The organism is Ilumatobacter sp., assembly GCF_041688325.1.
Lineage (GTDB): Bacteria > Actinomycetota > Acidimicrobiia > Acidimicrobiales > Ilumatobacteraceae > Ilumatobacter_A.
Genome location: NZ_JBDNIJ010000404.1, coordinates 1 through 6,430, shown reverse-complemented (window position 1 = coordinate 6,430; position 6,430 = coordinate 1). Strand labels below are relative to the sequence as shown.

Here is a 6,430-nt window from a genome sequence, read left to right as displayed (position 1 = left end):
CCACGGCCAACACCCCAAAGACGACCACGCCAGTACCTACGGAGACGTAGTGCTGCTGGTACCGCAGGGCTCACCCGGAACCAGATGGGCAGACAAAGCATCCTTCCAGCCGCCTGCGTCTGGCTATCGGATCGTCGGGCGCATGGAGGCGGGGCTGCCCGAGGTTGTCCGCTCATCGTCCGGCAATCTTCGACCACGCCTCCATAACGAACCGATGATGACCGCCCACTACACCGGCAACAACATCGAATACACCGGCAAAGACACTGCCGAGATCACGCGCCAGATCCAACGGGTGTTCAGTAGCTCAAAGCCGTTCGAGTACAACTATGTGATCGGCCAGAACGACGACGATCAGATCATCGAGTACGCCGGAAAGTTCCAAGCGGCACATTCGGGCGGCGAAAACTCGATTGCGTTCGGCGTACTGTTCCTCCTTGGCGTGGGCGAAACACTCACCGACCGGATGATCGACAAGTGGCGCTGGCTGCGTGACGTCCTGATCTTCGACGGGTCGCTACGGCCCGACGTTGACCAGCGACCCCACAAGCTCATGCCTGGAGCGCGCACGGCGTGCGCTGGACCATCAGTTGACGCCCGCTGGCCCGAGTTTCTATTAACATGGCAAGCGCCAGTACCAACACAGACCCTTAAACCGGCAGAAGAGGACGACATGAACCCATACATGTGGGCACCAGCGGGATACACGAGCGTGTTCCTGATAACAGGGTCGATGGTCTTACACCTCACCCCAGACACCTACGCCCATCTGGTCAAAGAGGGCGTCCCGATGATCCGAGAGGCCAAGCCACACGAACTGGGCCTCAAGTCCGTCCTGTCCAAAGCCGGGATCTCAGCTAACGACTTGAAGAAAGTGTGAACGCAATCGCCGCAGCAGCGGCCGAACCGGACTACACGGTGGCCGTCATTGGCGCTGCTGCCTCAATCATCACTGGCGTCATCGCCGCAGCCGCAGCTATTGCGATGAAAAAGATGAAGACGTCCAACACGGCGGACCACGGCGAGGTCGTACTGGCGCTCACCACCGTCAATAGTCGGCTTGACGACATTCGCGACACAACCTCAACGACTGCCAAGCAACTCGTGCGCCACCTCGAAAACCACGACCTCTGAGGTCAGGCGACAGCGAAGTCTCCCGGCTGACCTTTGGAGATCTGATTGGCGACATCGTCCTCGACCTCGACGAACTCGCCGAAGTAATCTAGGTGTATGACCCCGGTAGTGGTATACACGTCGATGCCGGACTCTTGAATCCCGGTGTATTGGATAAGCACGACGGACCCCTTTAATGTCAGGTAAAGATGGACGTCAACGAAATGTCTGGTGCCGTTGCTGTCGGCGTCGCATCGCTGTTTGCTGCACCGAGCACCATTGTCATGCCGATGCCGTTGGAGAACGCCAAGCCTTGAAACGGGAGCGGGTAGGCCAGTGTGCCACCGGCAGGCATCGATAGGACGATGACCGGCGTACCGACCCCGGCGACAGGTGCAACGGCCGTGTCGTAGATTTTGACGTGTCGGGCTGTGGCCGCATAGTTCGTCATCACGATGGCTCTCAACACGCACGCCTGCCCCCGGATTGACCGTGAGTTGACGTTCACCGCCCCGCCTGCTGCCGTGTAAAAGTCGGTGATGAGTGGTGTTGGGTCGGCTGCCAGGAGCACGGAACCAATAATGTTGGAACCGGCAGCCAAAGCGACTTCGGCGTCGTTGGCGAGCGCCACACGCTGCGTGCCCGTGTCGGTAGCACCGGCACCCATTGATACCGCCACCCCACCGAGCTTGGCGAGATCGTCAATAGAGCCGACGACAGCGGCCCCAGCATTGAGGGCGACACCAGATGACACGGTGACATCACCGGTAGCAGAAATTTGGCCGGTGTTGCTGTCCTTGTAGGACAATCCGCCCGTACCGTCAACCGTGCCAGTACCGATCGCTGTGACCCTCACCCGAATCCAATTGAACGAAGTCGTCACCTTGTAGATCCCGGCAGTGGAAGCCGACGTAACGTACGGGGCCGACAGCGCACCGATGTCCTGAACAGCGATAGCGTCGAAGTCGCCGTTGTTCATCGACGCTTCAAAGACGATCGTCGCCCCAGTGAACACCCCTGTGATCTGGAGAGTCATCGTCGAGAACTTCGACACGTCGACCGCTGCGACGATATCGTTCCCTGCGACCGTGACTGGCACGACCGTCACCGCGACATCAACCGTCAGGTCACGTACGGTGCCGTCGCTGTTGTACAGCGTGACACGTGCCGCCTTGCTGGTCGGGTCAACCGTTAGTTCGTCGGTCGTTACCCCTGATTTGATGATTGCCATGATTCTCCTTATGCCGCTACGGCGTACCAGATGATAAACGGTCCGGCGATGCTGCCGTCCCTGCCTGAAATGTGTGCATTGAACGAACCGGCGAGCGGCTCGAACTTGAGATCGAATGAATCCATCTCGATTTCGTCTAGGTCCTTGCCGGTCGGCTGGACATAGGCGATACTACCCGTCATCTTTGATGAGGCTGTGACCGCTGCGTCGATGACTGAGACGACGGCAGAAGCTACGGGAGTCGCGCCTACGTCGATCTCTACCTGGGTCAGGTTGATGGACCCGGCCACGCCCGTGTCGCCCTGAACACCTTGGTCGCCTTGGATGCCCTGGTCGCCTTGAATGCCTTGGTCGCCTTGAACACCCTGGTCGCCTTGCGGGCCTTGGACCGTGGAGTCAGCGCCTGCCGCACCCGTGTCGCCCTGGATTCCCTGCGGGCCAGCCGTCATCGACGCTACGAGGCTGACAGACAAGCGGAAGTCGACTGTGAGCGCCACGCCGCTGTTCTGGAACACCTGGGCTGACACGGCCTGCGCACCGTCCAGCTCCACCAGCGAAGAAACCACCAGATCTGTAGAGTTCAGCCCGCCGTCGACGTCCATCGAACCCACGAGGCCAGGTGCGAACAGATCCAAGATGCGCCTTGGACTCCCGGCACCACCGCTAAACGTGACCCACGAAGTGATCTGGTAGAACCCTGCGACGGTCGGCGTGATCGCGCCTGTAGTCACCCAGCCGTTGAGGTCAGAATCAGCCGACATGCCTGTGATCGCTACGTTCGTACTGTTCACTATGCTCTGCCCGGTCGATGACGCAATGGCGACCATTTCCGTGCCCGTAGCGCCGACAGAGCCGATGACGAGCAGCCCCCCGCTGTACTTCAAGATCGACACATAGTCGCCTGTGTCCATCGACACATGGTCGAGCTTGGACACAGCTACCGCAGAGAGGTCACCGTCGACGTAGGCCGTTGTCGCCGATGCTGCCACCCCGTAGACGAGGCGGGTGGCCCGACTGTCCACGTCGAACAAAGCTCGCCGTGTCGCCGGGTCTACGCCCGCTACGAAACCGGAACGTCCTGTGGGTAATGGCATACCACACAGTGTAGACCTAACTGCGGACATGCAAAAGGCCCGCCTCCCAGATAGGAGACGGGCCTTCATGCTGTTATTGGGTTTTCATTTTCGGGACGACATGGCCCGATGGAGGGCGTGCCATCACGACCCGGACAGCCCTCGACGAGATGCCAGGGTCGTCGGGTCCATCCTTGATCCGGTAGTTGTCCGGGTACTGGTACGACGGTCTACCAATGATCGTGCCGTACGTGCCCTCGACGTCCATCCTCTTGACGGTCAGACACCTGCGGCACTGCATAGCAACCGGTATCGCCTTGTTGGACGGCTGCCAGTCCGGTTGCACACGATGCCAATGGTGTCGATCACCGCCGATCCGGCAACGCAGCAGACCCCAAGGGATCTTCTCAGCCTGTTCGATCTGGCGCTTGGTTAGCTCCTTGTCGAAATGGTTAGGGTTTTCACTCATAGCGATTTCTTTCTTTTGGTTGGGTTGGAGGCAGATTCGACCGAGAGGCCAAGTGCAGATTGGATCTGCACTTGGCCTCTCTGTAGGTCAATCTTTCTCCGCTGTCCGGGTGGACTCTCTCACTTGGTCGAGGTAGGAGATGGCTTCGTTCAGCTTGTCGATCTCTGTGTTGTAGTGATCGCGGTCGCTGGACGAGGGGTTCATCTCCAGGCTCTTGTAGTAGTTGGTCCTTTTGTTGCTCAAGTGTTTGAGCGCCGTTCCAACAACCCCTATAGGGATACTCATGGTTCACCCCCATTCCATGAACTAAAGATTCCGTCCATCTCCTCAGCGAAAGCCTTGACGGAGGCATCGACGTCGATGCCTGCGTCCTTTCTCTTCCTGGCAAACGGAGAAGTACCAAACTCCTTGGCGAGCGGCTGGAGCATGACGTCAGGCACACCCATCCGATTCGCCACCAAGCTAATGGCGCTTTCGGCTGCGTCCATAAGTTCCTTGGACATATCCTCGTGGGCGAGAGTCTTGCCCCCGGCGTATGCCAGGAACGTTTCCTTCACCCCATCCCCGCCCAGCCGGTAAAAGTGGTGGAACGTGAATGTCTTCATGATCCTCCTGGCTTCATCCTCCAAGTCGGGGAACATGAAAATCAAATCTCCCAGAAGGTCGGAGCTTTCGGCGTACGAGTCGGGGCGTGTCAAATCCCAAATCGCTACGGTCGGAGGACCAGCACTCTTAATGAGTGATAACGCGTCTGCCGGGTCCATGTTCTCCATCTCGCTCTCAGAGAAACCGCTGATGAGGTCCATCAACCCGGAGGTCGAAGACATAGAGACGGCTGTCATCGCGTGCTCGAACTCATCGAAGGTGAGGCTCATGACTTCTCCTTAACGAAGAAGCCTTTGAAGGCTTCGCACAGAAGCCCCTTGCCCCCTGCGTCGAGCATGGGTTCATTCCATTCGATGACGCCCCCGTCACCTACCTTGTACCCCATGATCGACGTCTGCACGTCGCAGCCTCCAACCAGGTCGCTGGTCGCCAAAGTGAGGACGACGCAGCGCTCCACCAGAGAGGCGGGGTCTACAGCCACCTCCTTGGCGAAGTCCCCTCTGTCGTACTCAACCTTGGGGGTATCCAGCGGGAAGGCTTTCATCAGTGCCTCGGTGATGGACCCGGCGATCTCCAGCCGCTCGAAATCAAACGGGATATCGTCGACTGTCGACACCATGGTTTCCACCACCTTCACAATGTTGGAACCAGAATCGGATACGAGCTTCCGCATGACCGAGTCGGGGACGACTATGAGTTCATCCCTGTCCCGAAGGCCGAAAAAGATGGACGGGATGAGGTCCCGCTCTTGGTGATTGATCCATTGGTGGTTTTTTAAGGCCACGACGGCTTTGGAGAAGTCGTCGATTTGTTGTACGTCAAGCATTGTGGTTCCTTTGGTCGGTTTGTGTGGGTGTTGTGTGGGTGTTCATTAGTTGGTGCTGATTTCGTAGCGCTGGTCGCCGTCGTTGTCGATCAGAGTCGCCCCGTTGAGGCGGGCCTCGACGATCGAATCCACCTGGCCGTGGATCATGTCGTCGATATGGGAGTAGTCCACATCGTCGCTGAAATTGCGCTGGTCGAGACGGTTCTCGATCGCATCGTCGACGATCTTGTTGAACAGGCTGTCAAGAGCCGGTACCTCGACCTCCACCTCTTCCTGCATGAGGTCGAAGTGTCCACGCACTGCGTGTGCCGCAGTGATGAGGTCATCAGTACTGACAGCCAACTCGCCGAGGTCGCCTTTCGCCGTGTTGATCGCAGCACGAAGGATGGTCTGCACAGCATTCGCAATGAACGCATAGCTGAACCCTTCGTAGAACGGGAACACGACGTCGTAGTCAATCTCTCCACGGTCTTCGGCGGAGATCAGGACCTTGACGAGATGCTCGAAAGCGCTACGGTCAGGGAGACCGCAGAACTCGACGGCATCGAAGCGTCCCGGTCGCAGCATTGCACGGTCGATCTGCTCCAGGAAGTTCGTCGTACCAATCGTGATACGACGCTGACCCTTCGAGTTGGTTCCGTCCAAGATGTCGAGCACCTTCGCCCGGTCGTGGCGTGCCAGCTTCTCCATGTCTTCCATGCCGATCACGACCGGTATCCCGGCCTCCAGCAGCACCTCAGTGCGCTTTGCGGCAGCCTCAAAGCCGCTGATCCCGAGAGACGGGTCAACCTCGACAACACAGGCACCCATGCGGGCAGCCATGTACTCACACACTGTCTTGGCCATTGTCTTGCCGCCTCCGGGAGGACCGTAGAGGAAGATGCCCGACTTGCGGGGGAGCTTGCGAGCATCCAGCGCCTCGGGGTGACTGAGAGGTCCCGTCACGAACAGCTCAATCTTGGAGCGCAGCGTTTCAGTGAGCGCCACGTTCTTCGGCTGGAAGTCGGTGAGCTTTATGAAGTCGAATGCCACGTCGATGACCTGACCGCGGTAGATACAGTTCGCCTGGACATGATCCTTGACGTACTGGAAGAGCCCCTCAACCGCATTCT

Annotated in this window: 10 protein-coding genes; 2 read left to right on the top strand and 8 right to left on the bottom strand. The window is 58.6% G+C overall.

Translation table 11 applies throughout. The features are described 5' to 3' along the window. Together ACH2EI_RS20085 and ACH2EI_RS20080 are read left to right on the top strand one after the other, a co-directional pair. Positions 1 to 880, top strand: an 880-nt coding sequence (locus ACH2EI_RS20085; protein WP_395161341.1) for a hypothetical protein, incomplete at its 5' end; no start/stop codon positions are given. Then, positions 877 to 1,134, top strand: coding sequence for a hypothetical protein (locus ACH2EI_RS20080; RefSeq protein ID WP_395161339.1), 258 nt, complete (start codon positions 877 to 879; stop codon positions 1,132 to 1,134). The genes ACH2EI_RS20085 and ACH2EI_RS20080, both read left to right, overlap by 4 nt. A gap of 2 nt (positions 1,135 to 1,136) precedes the next feature. Here the strand turns inward: ACH2EI_RS20080 and ACH2EI_RS20075 are convergent, their stop codons facing one another. The 8 genes from ACH2EI_RS20075 to ACH2EI_RS20040 form a co-directional block, all read right to left on the bottom strand. Then, positions 1,137 to 1,295, bottom strand: coding sequence for a hypothetical protein (locus ACH2EI_RS20075; protein ID WP_395161337.1), 159 nt, complete (start codon positions 1,293 to 1,295; stop codon positions 1,137 to 1,139). A gap of 17 nt (positions 1,296 to 1,312) precedes the next feature. Further along, the gene (locus ACH2EI_RS20070) at positions 1,313 to 2,344 is read right to left on the bottom strand and encodes a hypothetical protein (protein WP_395161335.1); all 1,032 of its coding nucleotides are present in this window, start codon (positions 2,342 to 2,344) and stop codon (positions 1,313 to 1,315) included. Positions 2,345 to 2,352: 8 nt separating this feature from the next. Then, the gene (locus tag ACH2EI_RS20065) at positions 2,353 to 3,438 is read right to left on the bottom strand and encodes a hypothetical protein (protein ID WP_395161333.1); all 1,086 of its coding nucleotides are present in this window, start codon (positions 3,436 to 3,438) and stop codon (positions 2,353 to 2,355) included. 73 nt (positions 3,439 to 3,511) lie between these two features. After that, positions 3,512 to 3,886 (bottom strand): hypothetical protein, encoded by a 375-nt coding sequence (locus ACH2EI_RS20060; RefSeq protein ID WP_395161331.1) that lies wholly within the window; start codon positions 3,884 to 3,886, stop codon positions 3,512 to 3,514. Between the two features lie 87 nt (positions 3,887 to 3,973). Then, positions 3,974 to 4,171, bottom strand: a complete 198-nt coding sequence (locus tag ACH2EI_RS20055; RefSeq protein WP_395161329.1) for a hypothetical protein — start codon at positions 4,169 to 4,171, stop codon at positions 3,974 to 3,976. Then, the gene (locus ACH2EI_RS20050; protein WP_395161327.1) at positions 4,168 to 4,761 is read right to left on the bottom strand and encodes a hypothetical protein; all 594 of its coding nucleotides are present in this window, start codon (positions 4,759 to 4,761) and stop codon (positions 4,168 to 4,170) included. Before ACH2EI_RS20050 ends, ACH2EI_RS20055 begins: the two co-directional genes overlap by 4 nt. Further along, positions 4,758 to 5,318: a hypothetical protein gene (locus tag ACH2EI_RS20045; RefSeq protein ID WP_395161325.1), complete on the bottom strand. Its 561-nt coding sequence runs from the start codon at positions 5,316 to 5,318 to the stop codon at positions 4,758 to 4,760. Before ACH2EI_RS20045 ends, ACH2EI_RS20050 begins: the two co-directional genes overlap by 4 nt. A gap of 45 nt (positions 5,319 to 5,363) precedes the next feature. Then, positions 5,364 to 6,430: AAA family ATPase (locus tag ACH2EI_RS20040; RefSeq protein WP_395161323.1), on the bottom strand; the 1,067-nt coding region annotated here is incomplete at its 5' end.